The 22,185-nt window shown below is 68.2% G+C and carries 13 protein-coding genes, 1 tRNA gene and 3 pseudogenes; 10 read left to right on the forward strand and 7 right to left on the reverse strand.

The genetic code is table 11. The features are described 5' to 3' along the window. Positions 1-67: 67 nt before the first annotated feature. On the forward strand, positions 68-1,045 hold the full coding sequence (locus ACH4K1_RS12470) for a Yip1 family protein (protein ID WP_398088928.1): 978 nt from the start codon (positions 68-70) through the stop codon (positions 1,043-1,045). An 86-nt stretch (positions 1,046-1,131) separates the two neighbouring features. On the opposite strand, the gene ACH4K1_RS12475 is transcribed toward ACH4K1_RS12470, so the two are convergent. Together ACH4K1_RS12475 and dcd are read right to left on the reverse strand one after the other, a co-directional pair. Further along, a complete protein-coding gene (locus ACH4K1_RS12475; RefSeq protein WP_228994973.1) occupies positions 1,132-1,632 on the reverse strand; it encodes a phosphoribosyltransferase in 501 nt (166 codons plus the stop codon). Positions 1,633-1,638: 6 nt separating this feature from the next. Then, a complete protein-coding gene (gene dcd, locus ACH4K1_RS12480; protein WP_398088929.1) occupies positions 1,639-2,214 on the reverse strand; it encodes a dCTP deaminase in 576 nt (191 codons plus the stop codon). Between the two features lie 854 nt (positions 2,215-3,068). Here dcd and ACH4K1_RS12485 point away from each other — a divergent pair. The 5 genes from ACH4K1_RS12485 to ACH4K1_RS12505 all read left to right on the forward strand — a co-directional run bounded on the left by ACH4K1_RS12485 (position 3,069) and on the right by ACH4K1_RS12505 (position 8,813). Beyond that, a tRNA-Gly gene (locus ACH4K1_RS12485) sits at positions 3,069-3,142 on the forward strand. Between the two features lie 408 nt (positions 3,143-3,550). After that, positions 3,551-5,563, forward strand: coding sequence for a hypothetical protein (locus ACH4K1_RS12490; RefSeq protein WP_398088931.1), 2,013 nt, complete (start codon positions 3,551-3,553; stop codon positions 5,561-5,563). Between the two features lie 153 nt (positions 5,564-5,716). After that, positions 5,717-6,877, forward strand: coding sequence for an IS701 family transposase (locus tag ACH4K1_RS12495; protein ID WP_398088933.1), 1,161 nt, complete (start codon positions 5,717-5,719; stop codon positions 6,875-6,877). A 257-nt stretch (positions 6,878-7,134) separates the two neighbouring features. Beyond that, positions 7,135-8,457, forward strand: coding sequence for a UDP-glucose dehydrogenase family protein (locus ACH4K1_RS12500; protein ID WP_398088935.1), 1,323 nt, complete (start codon positions 7,135-7,137; stop codon positions 8,455-8,457). 26 nt (positions 8,458-8,483) lie between these two features. Further along, positions 8,484-8,813, forward strand: a complete 330-nt coding sequence (locus ACH4K1_RS12505; RefSeq protein WP_398088936.1) for a MazG-like family protein — start codon at positions 8,484-8,486, stop codon at positions 8,811-8,813. Between the two features lie 405 nt (positions 8,814-9,218). Here ACH4K1_RS12505 and ACH4K1_RS12510 read toward each other — a convergent pair whose 3' ends face one another. The 5 genes and pseudogenes from ACH4K1_RS12510 to ACH4K1_RS12530 all read right to left on the reverse strand — a co-directional run bounded on the left by ACH4K1_RS12510 (position 9,219) and on the right by ACH4K1_RS12530 (position 19,983). Next, positions 9,219-15,047, reverse strand: coding sequence for a hypothetical protein (locus ACH4K1_RS12510; protein ID WP_398088937.1), 5,829 nt, complete (start codon positions 15,045-15,047; stop codon positions 9,219-9,221). 412 nt (positions 15,048-15,459) lie between these two features. Then, positions 15,460-17,814, reverse strand: coding sequence for a hypothetical protein (locus ACH4K1_RS12515; RefSeq protein WP_398088938.1), 2,355 nt, complete (start codon positions 17,812-17,814; stop codon positions 15,460-15,462). A gap of 783 nt (positions 17,815-18,597) precedes the next feature. Beyond that, positions 18,598-18,723 (reverse strand): annotated as a pseudogene (locus tag ACH4K1_RS12520) (IS5/IS1182 family transposase); the annotation flags it as partial. Positions 18,724-18,822: 99 nt separating this feature from the next. Beyond that, positions 18,823-19,212: a hypothetical protein gene (locus ACH4K1_RS12525; RefSeq protein WP_398088940.1), complete on the reverse strand. Its 390-nt coding sequence runs from the start codon at positions 19,210-19,212 to the stop codon at positions 18,823-18,825. A gap of 16 nt (positions 19,213-19,228) precedes the next feature. Then, positions 19,229-19,983, reverse strand: a pseudogene (locus ACH4K1_RS12530) (transposase family protein). 313 nt (positions 19,984-20,296) lie between these two features. Here ACH4K1_RS12530 and ACH4K1_RS12535 point away from each other — a divergent pair. The 4 genes and pseudogenes from ACH4K1_RS12535 to ACH4K1_RS12550 all read left to right on the forward strand — a co-directional run. Next, the gene (locus ACH4K1_RS12535) at positions 20,297-20,545 is read left to right on the forward strand and encodes a hypothetical protein (protein ID WP_398088941.1); all 249 of its coding nucleotides are present in this window, start codon (positions 20,297-20,299) and stop codon (positions 20,543-20,545) included. Next, positions 20,542-20,943 (forward strand): DNA-binding protein, encoded by a 402-nt coding sequence (locus tag ACH4K1_RS12540; RefSeq protein WP_398088942.1) that lies wholly within the window; start codon positions 20,542-20,544, stop codon positions 20,941-20,943. The genes ACH4K1_RS12535 and ACH4K1_RS12540 overlap by 4 nt, the downstream gene beginning before the upstream one ends. 310 nt (positions 20,944-21,253) lie before the next feature. Further along, complete coding sequence (locus ACH4K1_RS12545; RefSeq protein ID WP_398088944.1) at positions 21,254-21,601, forward strand: transcriptional regulator; 348 nt, start codon at positions 21,254-21,256, stop codon at positions 21,599-21,601. Further along, positions 21,598-22,074, forward strand: a pseudogene (locus tag ACH4K1_RS12550) (nucleotidyl transferase AbiEii/AbiGii toxin family protein); the annotation flags it as partial. The gene ACH4K1_RS12545 and the pseudogene ACH4K1_RS12550, both read left to right, overlap by 4 nt. Positions 22,075-22,185 lie beyond the last annotated feature (111 nt).

The raw sequence follows: 22,185 nt of genomic DNA on the forward strand, positions 1-22,185 counted from the left end.
GGCCGCAATGGCGGGCGGTCCTCCCCCGCCCCGCCCCCGGACCCCGGGGACCAGGTACGTTCGACGGGTGGCTGGATTCAGGATCGGACGCGGCCGGGACAACCGCACCCCGCAACAACCGCAGCAGCAGCGGCAGCAGCCGTACGGAGGGCAGGCACCGCAGCCGCCGTACGGCGCTCAGCCGTGGCCGACCGCCGGCGCCCCCGGCAACGGTTCGGCGCCGCCGCCGTACGGACCCCCGCAGGGCGCCCCGTACCACGGGGGCGGCCACCCGGGCCAGGGACCGCAGGGCGGGCCCGGCCGGGCCCCGCACGGCCACGGCGGCCACCACGGCGGAGGCGGCCACGGTGAGCCGGAGTACTTCGGCGACCCCTACGCCGACCCCGCGCCCCACGACCCGTACGCCAACAACCCGGGCCACACGCAGGCGTTCCGCGTCGACGAGGACCCGTACGGCGACGGCAGCACCTACCACGCCGGCTCCGCCCCCGCCGCGCCGGCGGGCCCCCGGCTGGGCTGGAAGGAGCTGCTGAGCGGCATCGTGACCCGCCCGGGGCCGACGTTCTGGCAGATGCGGGACTACCCGGTCTGGGGCCCGGCGCTGGTCGTCACGTTCCTCTACGGGCTGCTCGCGCTGTTCGGCTTCGACCAGGCGCGCGAAGAAGCGATCAACGCGACGATCTCGACGGCCATCCCCTACGTCCTGTTCACGGGCGTCGGCTTCGTCATCGGCGGCCTGGTCCTCGGAGCGGTGACCCACACCCTGGCCCGCCAGCTCGGCGGCACGGGCGCGTGGCAGCCGACGGTGGGCCTGTCGATGCTGATCATGTCGATGACGGACGCCCCGCGCCTGATCTTCGCCGTGTTCCTGGGGGGCGAGAACTCCCTGGTCCAGATCCTGGGCTGGCTGACCTGGCTGGCGGCCGGGGCGCTGTTCACGTCGATGGTCGCCAAGTCGCACGACCTGCCGTGGCCGAAGGCGCTGGGGGCGTCGGCGATCCAGCTGGTCGCCCTGCTGTCGATCATCAAGCTGGGCACGATCTGAGGCAGGTACGAGAAGGTCCCCGGAGCACGCACGACGCTCCGGGGACCTTCTCGTGGGCGGGGCTACCGCCAGGCGGGGCTACGGCCCTACGCGTCCAGCACCTGCCCGCTCCGCCGGACGACGGGCTTCTCGACGCTCCACGGGAAGTTGATCCACTGGTCGGTCTTCTTCCACACGTACTCGCACTTCACGAGGGAGTGGGACTTCTCGTAGATGACGGCGCTGCGGACCTCGGCGACGTGGTCGACGCAGAAGTCGTGGACGAGCTTGAGCGTCTTGCCGGTGTCGGCGACGTCGTCGGCGATCAGGACCTTCTTGTCGGAGAAGTCGATCGCGTTGGGGACGGGCGCCAGCATGACGGGCATCTCCAGGGTGGTCCCGACCCCGGTGTAGAACTCCACGTTGACGAGGTGGATGTTCTTGCAGTCGAGGGCGTAGGCGAGCCCGCCGGCGACGAACACGCCGCCCCGGGCGATGCTCAGCACCACATCGGGCTCGTACCCGTCGTCGGCGACGGCCTGCGCCAGCTCGCGCACCGCCCGCCCGAAGCCCTCGTAGCTGAGGTTTTCCCGCACGTCACTAGCCATGATTGATCACACCTGGGTCCGATGGAAGTTCTGGAACGACCGCGAGGCCGTGGGCCCCCGCTGGCCCTGGTACCGCGACTCGTACCGCTCGGAGCCGTACGGGAACTCGGAGGGCGAGGAGAGCCGGAACATGCACAGCTGCCCGATCTTCATCCCCGGCCACAGCTTTATCGGCAGGGTGGCGAGGTTCGAGAGCTCCAGGGTCACGTGCCCGGAGAAGCCGGGGTCGATGAACCCGGCGGTCGAGTGCGTCACCAGACCGAGCCGCCCGAGCGAACTCTTGCCCTCCAGCCGGGAGGCCAGGTCGTCGGGGAGCGAGATCACCTCGTACGTGGACGCCAGCACGAACTCCCCGGGGTGCAGGATGAACGCCTCGTCACCCTCCGGCTCGACCGTGCGGGTCAGGTCGGCCTGCTCGACGGCCGGATCGATGTGCGGGTACCGGTGGTTCTCGAACACCCGGAAGTAGCGGTCCAGCCGCACGTCGATGCTCGACGGCTGCACCATCGAAGGGTCGTACGGATCGATACGGACTCGGCCGGCGTCGATCTCGGCCCGGATGTCCTTGTCTGAGAGAAGCACGTCCCGAGGATACGCAGAACGTACGACCCCACCCCAACCGGACCACCCGCACGTGCTGCGGGCCACTTCTTGGCTGCGGGCCACCTCCCGTACGCGTACTCCTGTACGCGTACGCCGCCCCGGGGCCGTCACGGCACCGGTTCCAACGAGCACGCCCGCCGGGGACCGCGCTCCACCGGGGGCCACGCTCCACCGGGGACCGCGCTCCGTCGGGGCCGCGCTCCACCGGGGGCCACGCTCCACCGGGGGCCGCACTCCGCCGGGGACCGCGCCCCGCCGGGGGCCGCGCTCCACGCCCCCGCGCCCCGTGCCCCCGAGACCACTGCGGGGCCGCCTATCGCGAAGGCCGTGGCGACGGTTTCCCGCACGCCACGGCCCGCACACGGCCACCGTCCGACTTCTGTCCGGCCGCCGCTACCGCTCTTCGCCCCTTGCCCGGAGGCCGCTACCGCTTCTCGAACACCACCGGCACGGCCTGCCGCAAGCGCGCGCACCGGGGACACCGGATCAACCGCCCGGGCCCGATCCGGCCGGTCCCGAGCTGCTGCATCGGGAACGACGAGGTAGCGAAAACATGTCCTTCGGCACAGCGGACGACGGTGCGCTCCATCGAATCCATCAAGTCCCTTCCCCAACCGCATACGGACGAGAAAGCCACATTAGGGGATGAACGGGACGCCACCACACCCGGCACTCCGACTGCCCACGCTACGCCTTCAACTCCCGCCCCTCACATCCCCGTACACCCCCTCCCCTCCCCACCCGCACAACACGGAGGCCCCACGGCTCATTCGCCGGGGGCCTGACATGGGGTAGAGTGTGGAACGATGCAGCGCCGGTGATCGGCATGCTTCGCGGGTGTAGTTTAATGGTAGAACATGAGCTTCCCAAGCTCAGAGCGCGAGTTCGATTCTCGTCACCCGCTCCAACGCAAAGCCCCAGGTCAGCGGCCTGGGGCTTCCTTGTTGTCTAGACCATTTCGGGCTGGCATGCCATTCGTGTGCCACAACTCCCCTGGCGGGGCATCAGGCCAAAGCCCGACTTCCCTCTGCGAGTCCACCGAGGGCGAAGCCGAACAGCACGCCTCCCTCATGCACTCGCGATCCCCGAGCGCCCCGAATCTCGACACCCCCTCCCGAGAAGCACTTGCAGCGATGCCATACGGGAAATGACTCCCGCGATCCTCGCAAGCAGCTCTCCTCGCGATCGAGTTATGGCGAATCCCAAGATGCATATAACGTCCACATTCATGGGAGATCTCATACGGCCTCGGGCTTGGACGGAACGATCAACAGGTATGCCTGTGCTACCAGGCGCGCGGGCTTCCTGGCTCACCATGCTCAACACCCTGATCGAAGAGCTGTCCCACGCTACGGGAGCGACCTCCTGTGATCAGGAGTCGTTGCCTCAACCTGGCGGCCTGAACCGGCACCAGCTTCAGCGGCTCGTCCGAGCCGGCTTGCTCTCCCGTAAGGAATCGACATTTCTGCCGGGCGCCGCCGCCCTCGCCTGGCAACAGAGTGGCGAACCAGCCGTGCTAGTGGAAGCACTCCACTGCAACGTCAGGTTCGTGGGCGAACTCCTGGGTGCCCTGACCTCTGAACCGCGCACACACGAGCAACTGCTCGACCTGGCCCGTGAAGAGTTCGACCTACAGTGGGACACGCCTGCTCCTGTACGCGATCGCACAGGCTGGCTCGCAGTTACAGGGATGATTGAGCTCTTCGACCGCCACGTCCACCTGACGGAAGCAGGCCGTCGCGTCGTGGCCACCTTTGAGCTGGGTAGGCCCGAGCCCCAGGACACCAACCCGGTCGTACTGTCTTCCCCTGCAGCCGGGGCCATCGTCCACCTCATCGAACAGCTCGACGAAACTGCCCTCAAGGAAAGGGCAGACGGAGCGAACCTTTACATTCCGGGAACTTCTGCCAATGGCGGGTCATTGGACGCACTTCAGGTGCTCACCGAGGCGGCCATACCGTCGGTCAGTGACGCTGACTTCGTGCGATTCGTACAGAGCACATTCCCCAAAGCACAGACGGTTGCTACGGCACGTACCGCGAAGGACACCCTCAAGGCTCTCGGGCTTATTCAACGGACATCATCCGAGACCTGGACCGCCACGCCTGCTGCGCTTGCTTGGGTCGAGTCCGGCGAGCCATTGGACCTTGCACGCATCGTTCATGCCTCAATCGCCTTCTTTGGGGAGGTTCTAGGCGAGCTTGAGCAAACAGCTCGCCCAACAACCGGCACACTTGCGGAACGCAGTTCGCGCTACCTCCCCAACAGGGAGAAGCCTCTGTCTCGCAGCGCGGTCAACACCCGTCTAAACCTGCTGAATGCCTGCGGACTCGTCACCAGGCTCTCGCAAACCACCTACCGCATGACGGCTCTCGGACGAGCGTTCAAGGAGTCGATGCCCCGCTTCCACCCGGATCACGCGTTCTCTGGCACACCGTCCGCCAACGACGCCGAGAGCCACCGCGACGGCAGTCCTCCCGTCATCAGCCTGCAATCCAATCCGCTGCCGCTGGATTCGGGCATCGCGGAGGAGCTAGAGGGTGCCGCGCGGGACAGCGCGAACCCCAAGCGCTTGGAGAAGGCCACCGTCGCTGCATTGGGCTACTTGGGCATGCCGGGCAAGCACGTAGGCGGCACCGGAGCGGTGGACGGCCACGTGCGATTCGGTGTGGGCACGGACTCGCGGATCTTGGCCGTTGAGGCGAAAACGTCGGCCACCGGCCCTGTGAGAGCTCAGTCATTGTTCAGGTTGGCTGAACATCGAGCAGCGGTCGGGGCACACAGCCATCTCCTCATCGGGCCGGGATTCGAATGTCGAATGCTCGAGGAAGCCGACGAGGACCCCGCCATTGCCGTGATCGACACCGAGCTCCTGGCCGAGGTTGTCCGACGCCAGGAGCGGACGCCGCTTACCCTGACCCAGCTCGCGCCCCTTGTGGACCCCGCTCTCAAGGCAGCACACCGCGAAGATGCGCTTCGCGAGCACTGGGAGGCTCAGGAACTCCGCAGCCAGCTTGAGTACGCGCTAGTCGACATCCTGAATGTGGAAGCAGAGGACCCGTTCGAGGAGGGAGGCTGGCTCGATCTCACTTCAATCCGACGCGAGCTGCGGACCCGGGGGTACCGCGTCAAGGAGGGCCCGGTCGTAGAAGCCCTCAGCTTCTTGGCATCTTCTCGGGTCGGAGTACTTCAATGCTCTGAGCAGCGCTACCGCTGTACGGCCAGCGTCCACACAGCAGGGCAACGCATCGGGGCTCTCGGGCCCCAGTGGGCAGCAGCAGAAGCCCATCGGCGGACTCGCTCGAACGACGAGGCTGACCAGGTATAGCTGACCTTTCGAGCGGGTTGGGTCGTTGGATACCGCTTCAAAGCTGGGCCCTGTCGAACGAACTCGAGTACCCGCCAGCGGTGGGCACGACCTGGACTAGTACTGCAACGGTGCTTGTCATGACGGTTTGGCAGGTGGGTCGTTGGTCTGGTCATGGGTGGGGTGCTGGTTGGTGTCGGGCCGTGGGCGGGTGAACTGACGGCTCTCCATGAGCGTTTCGTGCACCGTTTTGCCAGGTCGGAGCCATGTGAGTCGGCGCTGGCGTGTATGCGGGGGCTGATAGCTCCGCTCGAGCGGAAGAACGGCTGGACGCTTGCCGAGGAGGCCGGGCATGCGGGTCCGGACCGGATCCACCGGTTGTTGAACCGGATCGACTGGGACGCGGACGAGATCTTGGACGACGTGCGCGAATACGTGGGCGAGCACCTGGGTGACCCGCAGGCGGTGCTGATCGTGGACGACACCGGCTTTTTGGAGAAGGGCGTCCGCTCGGCCGGGGTCCAGCGGCAGTACTCCGGGACCGCGGGCAGGACGGAGAACTGCCAGGTCGGGGTCTTCCTCGCCTACGCCACCGGCCGGGGCCGCACCCTGATCGACCGGCGGCTCTCCCTGCCCGTCTCCTGGACCGATGACCGGGAACGCTGTCGGCGGGCCGGTGTCGACGACACGGTCGTCTTCGAGACCAAGGCCGCCATCGCCCGGGCCATGGTCCGCCGGGCGATCGAGGAGAAGATCCCGTTCGGCTGGGTGAGCGCGGACGCCGGATACGGCTATTCCAAGAGCTGGCGCAGCGAGCTGGAGCAGGCCGATGTCTTTCACGTCATGGCCACCGCGCGGCACGACACCGTCGTCACCCGCTGGGCACTCGACCACCCCGTCCACGCCCTGCTCCACGACCTGCCCAGGCAGAAGTGGAAGCGCCGTTCCGGCGGCAACGGCGCCCACGGGCCCCGCGTCTTCGACTGGGCGAGGGTCGAGGTCCGGCCCTGGCACCGGGAGGACCGCAGGCACTGGGTGATCGCCCGCGGCAGTGTCAGCCGGCCCGAGGAGATCTCCTACTACATCGCCTACTGCCCCGCCCGCACCACTCTCGATGAGCTGATCCATGTCGCCGGCAATCGGTGGGCGGTCGAGGAGTGCTTCCAGACCGCAAAACAGGAGTGCGGCCTGGACGACTACCAGGTCCGCCGCTATCCCGGCTGGCACCGCCACATCACCCTGGCCATGGCCGCCCACGCCTGCCTCACGATCCTGCGGGCCCGCGAACTCGACACCGGCAAAGCAGAAACGGATCCTCCGGCCTCGTCCCGTTGAGCCTGGCCGAACCCAGACGCCTGATCCACCGCCTCACCCACCACCGGCCCGCCCCGGTCGACCACATCCTGCACTGGTCGACCTGGCGCCGCCGACGACAACACCAAGCCCGCACCAGCCACTACAAACGACGCGGCCACACGCCACCAGAACCCGATAAACCATCACGAAAAAGACCGTTGCAGTACTAGCGTGACGCACCCGGCCGGCCCGGACTCCCCTGGGCGGGCGAGGGACAAGGAAAGGAGCGTCGACCCATGCGCGTATCCGTCATCGGCTGTGGTCACCTGGGCATCCCCCACGCCGCTGCCATGGCCGAGATCGGCCACGAGGTCATCGGCGTGGACCTGGACCAGGCGAAGATCGATCGCCTCAACGCAGGCGAGTGCCCCATCTACGAGGACGGCCTGCCCGAACTCCTCAGCACCCACACCGCAACTGGACGCCTGCGGTTCACCACCAGCCTCGCAGAGGCGGCCGAGTTCGCCGACATCCACTTCCTCGCCGTGGGCACGCCGATCGACGCGGACGGACGAAGCTACGACACCGGACAGGTCTTCGGCGCAGCCCGCGCCCTCGCCCCGCACCTGACCCGGCCCACGGTCGTCATCGGCAAGTCCACGGTCACCGTCGGCACCTCCCGCGACCTCGGCGCTCTTCTCGCCCGGCTCTCCCCGGCCGGTGAGGACGTGGAGGTCGTCTGGAACCCCGAGTTCCTGCGCGAGGGCCACGCCATCGACGACACCCTGCGCCCCGACCGCATCGTCGTGGGCGTGCCCTCGGCCCGCGCGGAGGACGCGGTACGCCAGGTCTACGCACCCCTCCTGGCGAACGGCATCCCGCTGTTCGTGACCGACCCCGCCACCGCCGAACTCATCAAGGGCGCCGCCAACGCCTACCTCGGCATGAAGATCTCCTTCATCAACGGCGTCGCCGACATGTGCACCGCCGCCGGAGCCGACGTCCAGCAGCTCACCGAGGCCATCGGCCTGGACCCCCGCATCGGCCGCGGCGGCCTCAACGCCGGCCCCGGCTACGGCGGCGGCTGCCTCCCGAAAGATGTCCGCGCCTTCACCGCCTCCGCCCGCACCCTGGGCGCCGCCGAGGCAGCAACCATGCTGCGCGCTGCAGAGGAGGTCAACGAATCCCGCCCCACCGCCGCGCTGAAGCTCATCGAGCAGACGCTCGGCCGCCCCGTCGACGGGGTACGGAGCACCGTCTGGGGCGCCTCCTTCAAGGCAGGCACCGACGACGTCCGCGAATCCCCGGCCCTGGCGATCGCCGCGCTCATGCACCAGCGCGGCGCGACCGTCACCGTCCACGACCCGCACGCCGTGCCCACAGCCCTGCGCCGCCACCCCGAACTCGACTACTGCGAAAGCCTCGAAGACTCGCTCGCGGCAGCCGAGCTGATCGTCCTGGCCACTGAATGGCCCCACTTCCGCGAGGCGGACCCCAAGGCCCTCGCCCCACTGGTCGCGGACCAGGTCATCGTCGACCTCCGCAACCTCATCGACGCCGACGCCTGGCGCATGGCCGGATGGACCGTACGCCAGCTCGGACGACCCGCACAGGAATAGCCGAACCCATCGATCGGAGGTCCGCCGTGGCCACCCTGTGGGACAACATCGAGAAGCTCTCCGCCGTCTGCCGAGCGGCCGGCGCCCACCTCCCCGACGAAGAGCTCAAAGCCCTCCAGGTCGGTAAGGTCGCCGAGGAAGCCGGCGAGGTGATGCACGCCCTCCACGGCCTGAACGGCCTCACCACCTGCGGCGACGACCACACCTGGTCCGAGGTTCAGAACGACCTGGTCGGCACCGTCATCGCCGCCCTCCTGGCCATGCACTACATCGATCCCGCAGGCGCCCGCGCCACCTTCGACGAGATTTTCCACCGCCGGATGCGAAGGGGCCGCGAGGCCGCTGCGGCGGCCTGACGGCCTTCGGACGTGGTCGTCGACCGCTCCCCGTGAACGCGGTCGACGGCCACATCAGACACACAAGTTGCGGCAGGCACGCACTCCCAGCGCGGTAGAACTTTCCCTACTCCATCAAGGCACCCGGCTCTGGTTGGGCCCGGGCTCCTGCCTTCGGTCCCCTCGGCGATGCCGCCATCAACACCCGCCAGCAGTCGGTAGACAAGACGGGCATGAGCCGAGAATTGAGCCCGCGGGGTCACCATGGCGCCTCCGAGGTGACGCCGTCAATTGCTAGCCACAGCTGTGCAACTAGCTGGAATCGCGTCGATCCCCAAGTTTAGAACGCCAGTTTGATTTTCGTCAGCCGCTCTCATGTGAGGTCCCAGGTCGTCGGCCTGGGACCTTATCGTCGTGTAGACCTGATTAGGAGTTAGTAACCCTCGACCAACAGGAGAGCAGCACCGGTTCAGGGCTGTGCAGACCGGTCGCGTCCACGTCGAAGACCTGGAGGGCGCGAAGGATCCGGATGGCGTCGGTGGCTTCCGGCTCAGGGGCCAGGCCGGCGGCGCCGAGGGCTGCTTCCAGGTCCTCGAACGGCAGGCCCTGCTCTGTCATGAACTCCAGCACAGCGGTGAACGCCGACCATCGGAACGTCTCCGGTACGAGACCCACCTGGGCCAGGAAGTCGGCCGCGCCCTCGATACTCTCCAGCCGACCGCGGACGGACTTCAGGGCAGCGCCCTCCGAGTCGCCGCGGGATACCTGTTCGGAGAGTTGGTCGACGAGCAGCGGCCAGCCGCCCGTGGTCTCCGCCACCCGCTGCAGCGCCGCCTCCGACGTGAAGGAGTTCTGGTCGAGGGACCAGGTGCGCAGCCCGTGTCGGGTGAAGCGCCGCAGTGGGACGACTCCCACGCCGGACGTCTGGTCGTCCGACAGCAACGAGGCCCACAGGGTGAGCTGCTCCAGACCTGCCACGACCACGGCGGATCGAGTGACCCCCGGGCCGTCCGGCAGTCGGGTGGTCGCCAGCTCCGGGGAGATGAGGCAGGACTGTTCGCCGGGGGACTTGACGGTCAGGTCGGAGACCACGAGCCTGCTCATCCCCGGCTCGCCGCCGACGAGCTCACGCTCGAAGTCGGCCCTTCGGGCCACATGCGGCATTTTCCAGCCGGTGGTCTCAGCGATCTCGCGCAGCGCGGTGGTGACCCGGTTCACGCCGGTGGCGGGAGAGCCGAGTACGACCCGAGCCAGGTTCCGGCGTCCCGGTTCCGAACCGGAGACCTGCCTGCCTGGCAGGATGTCCGCGATCTGTGCGGCGGTCAGCGGACAGTGGGAGTGCGACTTCGCGGACTTGTGCCGTGTCTCCAGGGCTGTCAGCCGCTCGGTGACCTGCCGACTGGAAGTGTTCTCCAACTGCGCGTCCACGTCCTCCAACGTCCCGATCATGCTGAGGGCGTTGGCGCTCCGCAGATGCCAGCCCCGGTGGTCCGGGTCGGGGGCGAGGACGCCGAGGCCCTCCATCTCCGTGAGGTAGGCGCGGAACTGGTCCGGGTCCAGGTCCCTGAAACCCTCCGCCCACCAATAGGTGCACTCGTCGCGCAGTTCGGCGTGGGTCATCCGGGCGTCGATCCCGTGGTGATGAGCGTGGTGCGCCACCACGTTGGCGATCATGTTGTACCGGGAATCGAGCCGCAGGGTGTCATGGAAGGCTGCGGTGATGCTCCGCTGGAGGTCCTTGTCGGACTGTACGCGTTCGACGTCGTCGCGGGCGATGAAGTGCAGCGGCCCCGACTTCGCCTCCCGCCTCTTGGCGTGCATGGTCTGCACCAGCCGGTGCGCGAACATCTGGAGCAGGAACGGCTGGTACGAACAGTGGCCTAGGATGCGGTGCACCAACTGCGGCTCCAGGAACTGGTATCCCAGGGCGGCCAGCGGTTTGAGCAGCAGGTTCGCCGCGTCCTGGGGCTGGAGCGGGCCGATGACCGTCGGGTGCTGCGAGAGGTGGCTGAACGGATTGTTCGCCGCGAGGGTGGCGTATCGCTGCACCGAGTGGAGCCCGGCAAAGACGATCTTGACACCGTCGTTGGTCTCGGAACTGAGATCACGCAGCCGCCTGGTCTCGGTGAACCTCGGCGAGTCCGACTCGAAGAATCCGTCTGCCTCGTCCAGCATGATGAGCATCCGTCGGCTGCTGTCGGCCTTCAGCCAGGTCCTGATGCCGGTCAGCACGTTGTCGTAGGTGAGGGTGGCGTCGGCCCGTACACGCTTGGGCAGTGGAAGGGCGTCCTCCTCCAGCAGCCTGCGCCCGATGAGATTCCACACGGCCGAGGACTGGGCACTGGTGCCGTTGTAGGTGGAGTCCAGGCTGAGAGCCATGCTGATGTGAGCCGTGGGCGCCTGGGCGGTGAACTTCCGGCCCGCTTCCTTCAGCAGCGCCGACTTGCCGAGCCCACGGCCCCCGAACACCACCTGGTTGCCCACCGGGTTCTGTACGGAGCCGAGTTCTTCCAGGCGTCCGAAGAACATTTCCTCGGCCACCCGGCCGCGCTTCTCACTGACGTACGGATTCACGGCCGAGAACGGCAGCAACACCCGCATCGCCGGGTCGAGCAACTGATTCCCCCGGGCGGCGAGATAGGCGAGGGCCGCGTCGTCCAGCACCACCATGGGCCGACGGCCGACACTGAGCGCTGCCAGCAATGTCCGGGCGTGCGCGGAAAGGGTGCCGAAGTACGCGACGAGCAGGCTCTCCTGGCTGGGGTCCTGCTGCACACGGGCCATCAGCGCCTCCGGAGTCGGCTGGCCCCACGCCAGCATGACCCGCAGCCTGCCGCGCAGGGCGGACCCGAAGGACGGCACCAGGGCTTCTCCCGTGTAACGGACCTCCTGGAGGTCCAGAAACCGGTGTTCGGGGGTCGTGCTGCGCTGGCGGTCACGTTGCGGTTTGCGCAGACTTCGGTAACCGATGAGACGGAGCGCCGGCATCAGCAGGTTCTCCTCACTCAGGCCCTCCGTCCTCCTGGCGCCCCGTCGTGAGGCCATCTCTCGCCATCCCGCGAGGCCGTTGGCCGCCTGATCGGTGAACTCCTGGGACATGGCGGAAAAGTCCAGTGCGTCAAGGTTCTGGAAGCGCTGCCGATTCCGCACCGCCCGAATGAGTTCCTCGGTGATGCCCTGGGGCAGGGCATCGGGCACCGAGGGGAAGAAGGCGTTCAGCGGGTGGTCCCCGTAGCGCGTGTCGGGGATGCTCTCGCCGTTGGACAGGTGGGAGATCAGCTCCTCGGCGGTCAGCAGATCGCCGTCGTCGAGAAGAGGAGTCACCCGTGCGAAGTCCTCGGCCTTCAGGCCGGGGATCTCCATGAGCCGCGCCCGCAGCTTGGCCGTGGCCGTCGCATGGGCGCGTTCGAGCTCCTCCGACAATCCGTTGAGCCGCTGCCGTGCGGAGGCGAGGTCGGATTTGGTGGTCAACTCGGGTGCCTGAAGGCGGTGTTCGAAGTCGCGCTCCTCCTCTTCCTTGAAGACGCCGTTGACGCGCGTGCGGCGCAGCGAGTCTTCCAGTACCCGCCGCTTGCCTTCCAGAGCCGCCGCCGTGTGCCGTGCCGCCTCCCCTACCGCGAGGTGCACGCTCTCGTCGGTCAGCTCTTCGTGGCCGTTCGGGCCAGGCGGCAGGAGGCGCATCTCTGAGAGACCCAGGAGATGAGCCGCGAGGTCGAACCGTTCGGCCGCCCGATGGCTGTCGATGACGTCCAGCCACGACCGTCGGGCGCTCTCCATGATTCTCTCAGCGGTCAGTTCAGGTGGAATCACGCGCCCCGTCGCCTCTTCCACCCGCACGCCGGGAAGCTTCAAGAGGTCCCTGCCCAGAACGACTTCCGCCGGATACTCGGCGGGATCGAGCCGAGTGTCGCCCGACAGCAGATCGAAGGTGAGCCGCAGCGAATCCGCTGCCGCTCGCATGGCGGCCTGGGTGTAGGCGTCATCAGCGAGCGACTGCGCCGACAGGTCGTCCAACACGTGGTCGCGCAGAGCCAGCACGGCCGCGCGCATCGCCTGGACCTGGTCGACGCTCCAGTCGTTCGCTCCGACGTCGAGCGCGCGAGCCGCGACGACCCACTTGTCGACCGAGCGCAGTCGGTCGTTCATCAGCCGAAGCAGATTCTGCCTGGCGGGGCCTTCCAGTCGGCTCCTGCTGGATCTCATCAGCCTGCGGTCGACCTCGTTGAGTTCGTCCTGGAGGGCAGACCCGTTGGCCAGCTTCCGCACGCCGTCCGCGACCTCGTCCAGGCCGTCCCTGTCGTCGTCGGCGGCCCGCTGGAGCAGGCTGCCGATGAGTCCAGAGGGCGCGAGCCAGAGCCGGGTGATTTCGGTGGCCCGGTTGAACCGGATGCGGGGCAGTTGATCCAAGCCCTGTTGGCATTCATCACGGGCCTCCTGGAGGGAGCGTTCCAGTTCGGCCGTGCCGCGCGCCAGGGCGAGCGGCGGGGAATGCAGCAGCATGGACTGAAGCGCGCACCGGGAGACCTCGTCGGCCACGGACACGAGGCTCGGCGGCAGTACGGCGGCCACCTGCTGGAGCGGGGCGCTGGTCTCCGCGTCCCCGGTCACGAGTACGACCCGCAGCAGAGCGGCCGTGACGAGAGCCGCGTCGGGGCGGCTTCGGACGAGGGCGTCGACGTCGATCCCGGCCAGTTCGGCTCGTACCCGTGAGGCGCACTCTCCGCTGGAGGAACGCAGCGCGAGGGCGTACGCGGAGATCCGCAGGGCGGCGGAACGACATACGGGTTCGGCGTTCTGCTCGGCCAGCGCTGCGGCAGCCCCGTAGCGGTGTTCGGCCACCAAGGGGGCGAGGACGGCCTCCGGGGACTCACCCGACCCGAGCGCTGGGTCCGTCTTCCCGGCCGGATGCGGGCGCTGCTGCGGCAGGTGGGCGCTCGAAGCGGGGGGCTGCGCGGAAGCGGGGACAGGGGACGGGGGCCGGTGCCGTGCGGCAGTGAGCAGCGAACCGTCCGCCGCTTCGGTGGAGCGGGACGGCGCTTCGGGCTGTGCCGGGAGCTCGGCGGGCTGCCGGCCCTCCCCCGGGGCGGGGTCCCGGCGCGGTCCGGATGCGACGCCACGGTCTGCGGGGGCCCCGGGCCTCGGCGGACCAGGCTCCGTCGTACGGGGGCTCCCGTGCGGGTGCGGGCCGGAGGTGTCGAGGTCGCCGTGAGCCCGTACGGCATCGGCGTGGGCTGCTTCGCCGGGCTCGGAATCCACTCCCGTTCCCCTTCCCGCGGCAGGCTCCGACACCGCTCCTGCCGTCCCGTCCGCGGTCGTGTCCTGGGCTGGCTCCGTGTCTGTTCCGGGGGAGGAGGCGAGATCGGCGTCCGGGGCGGGCCCGAGAGTCAGATCCCCGCACTGCGCTGCCAGTACGAGGAACGCGGGGGCCTTCGCGGACATCTCCTGGAGAAGCCCGAGGATCTCGGCCGAGCGTTCCTCGCCGCTATGGGCAAGTTCCACCATCCTCAGGAGAATCCCGAGGGCCTCGGCATCCGAGCTGTCCTGCTGGGACCAATCGGCTCGGGCCAGCAGCGCACGGGCGGCCTCCCGGGCTTCGGAGACGGTGGCGGACAGGGCAGAGGCGGACCCTGGCGCACGGCGCAGCCCGTCCACGTCGGCAAGCCGGGTGCGCAGTGCTTCGGAAGCGAGGGTCTCGCCCACCGACACCGCGCGTTCGCGCAGGCTGCCGAGGTCGGGCGCAGGCTCTGCGCCGAAGGTCCTGAATCCAGCCAGCGCGTCATCGAACGCCGCCGTGAGCTCGTGGAGCGAGACGAGGTCAGCGTCGGCCGGACGACTCTGCGCGGACACCGAGTCGGCAAGCCGCAGGACCGGCTCGCGGGCCGCCGCCAGCGCCCGTTCCACCCGCTCGACGGCTACGGTGAGCGCGGCGGCGTCGGGCCGGAGCCCCACGCTCCCGTCATGGTCCGCGGGCTCCTGTGGGGCCGCCGTCACAACCGGTTCCGTGCCGGAGCCGGTGGATTCGTTCTCTGCTCCTGGAGGCTGCGGCGCCGGGGCGAGTTCCGCCACGCCTCGGGCGGCCTCACGCACCGCCGCGATCGATTTGGGCGGCAAACCGTCTGTCATCCAGGGCTGTTCAAGGGCCCAGAGCCACAGCGCCCCGTCCTCCTCGCTGACCCGCAGATGCACCCACCCGGCCAACCGGAGCAGGACCGGACTCCAGCTCCGGGTGAGCGGTTCACCCGAATCAGCGGCCATCAGAAGGTCGTTCAGGAGTGGCTGGGTCAAGTGACTGGCCGCATGCCGTGACTTGTCAGAGACCGGGTCCCGTCTCATCCGCGTGAGCACATCACGGCACAGGGCCGGGCTCACGCGGGTGCCCGCCACCGGAATCCGCAGCGCGCCGAGGATGTGGCGTCGCCACTGCATCGGGGTGGAGTTCAACGCGTGTTCCACGTCAGCCTGTTGAAGCTGTTCAATGGCCGCACCGACCGGCGACGGCAGGGCACGGAGCGCCTGGGCCAGCGCTTCCAGGGCGTCGGTGAGAGCCGGCGTGTCCGACGCCTCCCCTGCCACGGAGAACGGCACGTCCGACTCTCTGCACAAGTGCATTCCATGACGGGGTGATGTCACACGAACTCCTGCGAACTGTTGGGGTGAGAGCGGCCGTTCAGCAGCCCCGTTGATGCGGCCGTACGTAGGTGTAGCCGGGGGGCAGCTCAGGGCTGCCGACGAGGCCGAACTTCAGAAAGTCCTGTCGGAACAAGCGTCGCTGTTCCGGGCTCGCTTCGTACCCCAAATGGCCTATGTAGCGTAAAGATCCCGGAACATGATGTACGGCCTTCGCACGGACCTGCGAAGCACCGTCCCCCGTATCCCCGTGACCTCGGGGGCGGTCCTCCACCACCTGTGGTGTGTAGCAGAGCAGTTCGACGAAGCGCTCGCCGATTCGTGTCGGGTGGTGCGGCCGCCCGTCGTCGCCCTGGCTGCCTGGCAGGCAGGTCAGCGCCCCGGCGGCAAGCAGTTCGACTACCGCCGCGTCCACCAGCTCGGCCGTGGGGTCCTCCGGGACATCGGTCATGACCAGAAGCAGGGCCGGGGCCAGCAGTTCACGGGCCAGCATGGCCCGGCCGACGACATCCAGCAGGCCAAACCTCCGTACCGCCGTCATGACCAGCCACCGGGCCCGTCCGAGGGGTGTGTCATCCGGTGGCCGCTGCCGCGCGCCGTCCCTCGTGCGCACCCGCTGGTCGTACCGGTACTCGATCGACTCCCCGTCGACGGTCCTCGGCCGGATCAGCGCGGTCGTCCGCGCCTCCACGGTCCGGCTGCCGCGCTGCCAGGCGAGGTCGAGCAGGATGCCGGGGAAGCAGGTGGACGGCCAGTACAGTCCGACGAGCCATCCCTCCTCGTCCATCCGGACACGCTGTACGGAGGACGGCTGACCGTCGTGCTCCAGGCGGAAGACGACGTCCGGGCTCGGATCCGGACTCGGTAGCAGGCCCGATCCGTCGCGTGGTGCGCGGCCGGGCCGTTGCGCGGCGCCCTGCCCGGTCGTCACAGCCGGAGGCATCGGCAGGTAGCCGCCCTCCAGTTGTCGGGCGCGCAGGGGCTGCTGCCACTCCAGCCGGCCCGGCCCCTCGTGAACCAGAACAGGTCCCCCGAGATCGGGCTCGTCCGGCCACGGCATCCCTGGGTCCGAGTCTCCGGGCTCCGGCTCCACCACGGGCGCCCTCGGAGCCTGGCCTTCCCGGCATTCCGCCCAACCCCGCCCGGTCGGCTCCTCCGAGGCCCCCCGGAGCACGTCCGACGCCGGACCGTCCCCCACGTGCTCGGCCCGCCACACTCCGCCACCCTGCCAGCGGTCGTCGAGGGCGACCCGGACGCCGGTGGGCAGCAGGCCCGTCTTCTCGTCGGCCTCACGCCGTACGTGGTCCATCAGTACGACGTTGGCGTGGAGGACGGCCGAGGGGTACCCCGTGCCCCGCATCAGCCTCGCGGCCTCGGGCAGAGAACACAGTGCGGGCCCGACAGCGGTGTAGACCGGCCGTCTCCGCACCGCTGTCCCTCGGCTGACGATCGGCGCCGCGCCGCGGGCCACGGACCGAGCGAGTGTCTCCAAGGCGTCACGTCCCAGTGGTCCGCCGTCGGCGAGGCGGTCCGCCATCGCGGCGCGGGTGAAGGCGTACTCCCCCCACAGGCGAATCCCGGGCAGCGACGCGAGAGCACGCCGGACCACGTTCACAAGGTTCCGCAGTCCCGCCTCCCTGTCCTGCGAAGTGGCGCCGGGACGCAGCATCAAGGGCAGTGGCATGGGAGCGAGGGAGCTGTCCAACTGCTCCCTGCCTCGCGTCATGAGATAACGCAGGTAATACGACGTATCGTCGAGGTCGCTCTCAGGCGGTCCGTCGCCGGAACGTTCGTACAGACTGTTGACGACCAAGGACCCGTGCGCGTCGATAGTGCCGCGGCGGATCAGCCTGTTCAGGCGTGCACCGGAAGCAGCCAGCCCGGGCCCGAACGCGTCGGCGTCGAAGACCAGTCGCTCGCGAAGCGAGGTGTCCTTCGTCCCGTCGAACTGGTCCGGCCCTTGTGCACCGGCGGGGGCACCCGACAACCAGCCCGGTATATCGCCCTCGACGCCGAGTGCCTCGTGGGCGCCCTCCTTGTAGACGATCTCCGCAGGCAACAGATCGCCGCCGGTCCGTACGTTGATCATCGCGCCGACCGGTAACGCCGCCATCTCGTCGCCGAGGGCGACCGAGGGGAAGTCACCGATGTCCAGTGGCCCGCCCGCGTATCCTGCGGCGTCCGTGTCGAAGCCGAAGTACACGGCGTTAAAGGCGACCGCGACGTGGACGGGAGTGGTTCGCCGCTCGACGAGAGCAAGGAGATATCGACGCAGCCGCGCTTCGTCCGCCGGCTCGCCGGCTCCCGGCCTGATCATCCAGGGAGTAATCAGCGGAGGGTCTATATAGGGCCGCCAAACCCCGTCCGAAGTCCCCTCCGACGAAGCTCCGGTCACCGGTGTTCCTCGCATATGCCCTCATACTCACGCCTCGCCGGAGGAAAGGAAAGAGCCGGGACTCGCGCATGTGCTTCTCTGACCGCCCAAGGAGACTCGGGTCACGGTTGATCAGGTCGTCGCGGCAGGGGGTGATCCAGCCGCGGGCGAACAGAGCGCGCTTGGAAAGCATGGCCAGAAACCCAAGGCACATGCATACCCATCGGCGGCACGTCCCCCGAGGTCTCTCGCCAGCCGAATCGGGACGCCCCCTGACGCCCGACAGCGACGACATGACCAACCTCTGTCGCAACCAGATCCGCATCATCCCACTTTGACGCGTCGGCCCACCCCCAAGCGCCCCGCCTGACAGGGCCCGCTGCATCGCCGCCCCCGTGTCCCATCCGTGCCCAGCAGAGCGGACAACAGCGGTCAGGTACAGCCTCCAGAGACCATAGCAACCCCAGCTTCCTCGCAGGAAAGCGCAGGTCAGAGCCTTTCCGGAGACTCAAGCACCGCTGATTCCCAAGCTCAGAGCGCGAGTTCGATTCTCGTCACCCGCTCTTTGAAGAAGGCCCAGGTCAGCGACCGGGGCCTTTCTTGTTGTCTAGACCTGGCGTACATCGGGTTCGATGTTGGCGGCGAGCCGGCGCTGATGCTCCCTGGCGGCCTGCTGATAGGTCAGTTGCGCCCGCTCGGAGGATCGCCCGGCCCGGACCATCCGGAGATCTTCCAAAACCTCCGGCCCGCCGTTAGGTAAGCGTTTGAAAAAGAGCCTTTTCCAACCTCGGGTTGAGGTATGGCGATGGTGAGAACGGTCTTCACGATGTCGGTGATCCGGTTGGTGCTGCAGCGGAGCTTTCGCAGGAGGCGCCAGCCCTTCAGGGCGGCCATGGTCTGCTCGCCCATACAGCGGATCTTGGCGTGGCTGCTGTGGCGGAGGCGTACTGGCCGACGGCCGCGCCCGCGTGGAGACGACGGAGCCGTTCCTGGTGACACACACCGGGGACGGGCCCCTCGCCCGTTCGTTCAGGAAGCCCGGATCGCCCGGTCGATCTCCGCGCCGGTACGGGCGACGACGACGGGCCCGTCCCTGAGGGAGGTGGGCAGAAGCTCGCGGTCTTCGTCTCGCTGGATCATGGTCGGCCCGTCCGGGACGACGAGCACGGCATCCAGCCGTTGCAGCAGGGCGGCCAGGAGGTCCATGATCCCGTCCCCTCCGAAGCGGTTGAAGGTGATGCCGGTCGGGTTGTTGAAGTACACACCCGCCTCGTCCCCCTCCGTCGTAACGACCAGCAGGAAGTCCGTCTCGGGATCCCGCACCACCGCATGGGGGTCGAGGACCTCGTGCGCGGCACTCATGTCCAGCGTCGCTGGCTCACTGTTCTCGAACCGGCACACGAAGATGTCGAAACTCATGGAGTCCTTCCTAACCTCAGGTTGAGGCGTGGTGAAGGACTACGACGGCCTTCACGATGTCAGTGATCCGGTTGGTGCTGCAGCGGAGCTTCCGCAGGAGGCGCCAGCCCTTCAGGGTGGCCATGGCCTGTTCGCCGAGACAGCGGATCTTGGCGTGGGCGCGGTTGTGTCGCCGCTTCCAGCGTTTGCGCCGAAGGTCCCTGAACGGCACCCGGACGGGCCGCCCGGCACCCTGGTAAGCCTTGTCCGCCCAGCACTTGACGTCGGCCTCGGCGAGCGCACCGATGATGCCGTGGCGCCGCGCGGCGGTCAGGTCGTGGGGGAGCCGGGCAGCGCGGGTGAGGCCCAGAGCAGTCGTCCGAACGGGTCGGTGAGGACCTGGACGTTCATGCCGTGGCGTTTGTGTTTCCCGGAGTAGTACGGGGTGTCGGCGGCGATCCGGTCGATCGGCAGGAGGGTGCCGTCCAGGATCACGAACGCCTTGGTCCGTATGGTCTTCATCGCCTCGGTCAGGGTCGGAGCGAGGGCGGCCAGGACGTCGATGACCTCGCGTATGTATCGGTACACGGTCGCGACGCCGATGTCGAACCCGGTGGCGAGCCGCGCGTAGGTGTCCCCGCACCGCAGATGGGCGAGGGCGAGGAGGGCCTGACGGCCGGCAGGCAGACGTCGCCACCGGGTCCCGATCTCTCGCTGCCGGGCATGGAGCCGCGTGGTCAGGTAGCGCAGGGTGCGACCGGACAGATCGATCGACGAGGGGTAGGCAAGCACGCGAAGCTCCTGGTGGGGCACGGCGGATCTTGGTCGTGACACCTCCTACCAGGAGCTTCATCGCGCTGCAGAGCCGCCCAAGCGACGGACACCGCCGTCAGGTTGGAAACAGCTCACTGACAACGACCGGGTTCAGTAGATCGCGGCCGGACCGGCTCGATCAGACGAGTCTCCGCAGAGTGGGACGCTCCCGGGGCACTCCCCGCTCTGAACCCCAACCGTGTCGCCCTGGGACCGGTGAGCCCATAGGCCGGCTTGCATCGGCGAAGGCAGAAGCAGAGGCGTTACGTGCATACTCCAGTATGCTGGATGCATGTCTTCGACGACTCGCATCACCGTCACGCTGCCCAGCGACCAGGTAGCGGAGCTTCGCAAGATCACGGACAACGTCTCCGGCTACGTAGCCGAAGCCGTAGCCCGCCAGATCCGGCACCAGCTCTTGGGCGACGACCTCCGCCGTCACGAGGAGGAGCACGGCCCCTTCAGCGACGAGGAGCTCGCCGAGGCCCACGCGAAGATCTTCGGCTCCGCCGAAACCTCCACGGGCGCGGATGCCGCGTGAGCGAACGCATCGAAACCGTCGTCCTGGATTCCGAAGGGCTCTCAGCCTGGATCGCCCAGGACCGCAAGCTCCTCGCGATGCTTCAGATCTTCCACGACATGGGCGCCGATCTGGTGATCGGGGCCAACGCCATCGTGGAAGTCACCCACTCCCGTACCAATATGCCGCGACTGAATTGGACCCTGTCCCGCGTCAAGGTGGAGCCGGTCACCGAACAGGCAGCGAAAGCGGCAGCGGAGCTACTCAAAGGCGCCGGGCTGCACGGGCACAAGTACGCCATTGACGCCACGGTCGCCGAGGTCGCACTCCGCCAGACGAAACCTGTCGCCCTGTTGACGTCCGACGGCGATGACATAACCAAGCTCTGCGGCAACCAGGTCCGCATCATCCCCCTCTGACGAGCCGGACCGCCCGGAGCACGCGTCGCACTGCCAGTTCTCGTGCCCCATCCGTGCCCAGCAGAGCGGACAACAACGGTCAGATACGGCTCCAGGAGACAGGGAGCCATCCACCCGCCCATAGCGAAAGCGCAGGCCAGAGCCACTCCACCGACCTAAGGGCCGCTGATTCCCAAGCTCAGAGCGCGTGTTCGATTCTCGTCATCCGCTCCACGAAAGAGCCCCAGGCCAGCGGCCCGGGGCGTCTTTGTATGCGGCAGCTTGTCACCGTGCAGTCGGCTTCGGCGGCCTCTCCCTGGGTAATCGACGTATGGCATCACAGCCCAGCCTTTCCGATCCCCGCCGCGCCAAGTTCGCCCGGCGTCTGCCCGCAGCGCTCTCCGAGCTCGCCGGCCCAGAGCACGGCACGGTGAGCCTGCCACTTCACCTGGCGTGGTCGGGACTGACCAGATTCGATCTCGATCAGCCCCGGCTGCGGATGGGCTACTACCGCATCGTGCCGGCCGAGGGCCAGCACGACGATCTGGTCCGGTATCTCGATCGCGGCCTCCTCGTCAGCTTGTGGCCCACACTGCGCACACTGATCAGCCGTGATGTCCGTGAAGTCTGGGAACACTCCTTCGACGAACTCGCCCACAGCGCCCGGGCCGCTGCGTGAACCTCACCGACCTTCACCGCCGCCTGCTTGCAGACGTGCTCGCCGTAGGCGGCTCTTACCCTCTGGCGCTAACCGGCGGCTACGCGGTCCAGGCACACGGCCTGGTCGATCGGCTCAGCCAGGACCTCGATGTCGCGACCGAGAACCCCGATCATATGGAAGACATTGTCGCTTCCGTGTGAACGGGCCTGGAACAGCGCGGATGGCAGGTCAGTGCTCTGGAAACAGACCCTCTCTCCGCCCGCCTGATCGTCACCGACCCCGCGAGCCGTGATGAGTGCGAGGTCGACATCCTCAAGGAAGCACTCTGGCGGCCGCCCGTACATACCGAGCACGGCTTGGTCCTGTCCCTGGAGGATGTCGTTGGGACCAAGGTCCGCGCACTGGCCGACCGCGGACTCGCCAGGGGCCTGATCGACGTACAGGCCGCCGCGAACCGCTGGAGCCATGCCGAGCTCGAGGAACAACGACGGTCAGGTACAGCTCCCAGAGACCATGCCCATCCACCCCGCCCAACGGGAAGGCACGGCCGGGGGGACGTGGCCCGCGCGGGGCCCTGGGGCGGCGCGAGGCCCTGAGGCGGG

The sequence above is a fragment of the Streptomyces sp. NPDC017448 genome, assembly GCF_044330565.1.
In the GTDB taxonomy this organism is placed as follows: domain Bacteria; phylum Actinomycetota; class Actinomycetes; order Streptomycetales; family Streptomycetaceae; genus Streptomyces.

Coding starts and splice junctions, on each gene's coding strand:
- ACH4K1_RS12475 (WP_228994973.1), bottom strand. CDS start 1,632: ATGGCTAGTGACGTGCGGGAAAACCTCAGCTACGAGGGCTTCGGGCGG.
- ACH4K1_RS12490 (WP_398088931.1), top strand. CDS start 3,551: ATGCTCAACACCCTGATCGAAGAGCTGTCCCACGCTACGGGAGCGACC.
- ACH4K1_RS12495 (WP_398088933.1), top strand. CDS start 5,717: ATGGGTGGGGTGCTGGTTGGTGTCGGGCCGTGGGCGGGTGAACTGACG.
- ACH4K1_RS12500 (WP_398088935.1), top strand. CDS start 7,135: ATGCGCGTATCCGTCATCGGCTGTGGTCACCTGGGCATCCCCCACGCC.
- ACH4K1_RS12510 (WP_398088937.1), bottom strand. CDS start 15,047: ATGGCCGCTGATTCGGGTGAACCGCTCACCCGGAGCTGGAGTCCGGTC.
- ACH4K1_RS12525 (WP_398088940.1), bottom strand. CDS start 19,212: ATGAGTTTCGACATCTTCGTGTGCCGGTTCGAGAACAGTGAGCCAGCG.
- ACH4K1_RS12535 (WP_398088941.1), top strand. CDS start 20,297: ATGTCTTCGACGACTCGCATCACCGTCACGCTGCCCAGCGACCAGGTA.
- ACH4K1_RS12545 (WP_398088944.1), top strand. CDS start 21,254: ATGGCATCACAGCCCAGCCTTTCCGATCCCCGCCGCGCCAAGTTCGCC.